Source organism: Pseudonocardia sp. EV170527-09 (assembly GCF_008369905.1).
Taxonomy (GTDB): domain Bacteria; phylum Actinomycetota; class Actinomycetes; order Mycobacteriales; family Pseudonocardiaceae; genus Pseudonocardia.
Genome location: NZ_VRMC01000563.1, coordinates 1 through 254, shown reverse-complemented (window position 1 = coordinate 254; position 254 = coordinate 1). Strand labels below are relative to the sequence as shown.

The 254-nt window shown below is 57.5% G+C and carries 1 protein-coding gene; it reads right to left on the bottom strand.

Features of this window, described 5'->3' with window-relative positions:
* Positions 1-24 precede the first annotated feature (24 nt).
* Positions 25-254 (bottom strand): CsbD family protein (locus FVA95_RS30145; RefSeq protein WP_240051817.1); only part of this gene is annotated, 230 nt, incomplete at its 5' end.

Sequence of the window (254 nt, the reverse complement as noted above, 5' to 3'; positions counted from 1 at the left end):
GTGCCGAAGCCATGCACGGCCCAATCAGCGGGACTTCTTTGCAATGTCCTTCGCTGCTTCCTTGACGTCTCCCGCGTCCTTGCGCGCTTGGCCACCGGCCTGCTGGAGGTCGCCCTTCAGTTCGCGTGCAGGATTATTGGTCGCTTTGCCCAGGGCCTCGTTGACCTTGCCCTTCATTTTCTCGACCGTACCTTTCACTTGATCCTTGTTCATGGTCTGCTCCTTTGAAAAAGCGCTCTTGCGCACTGCGGATT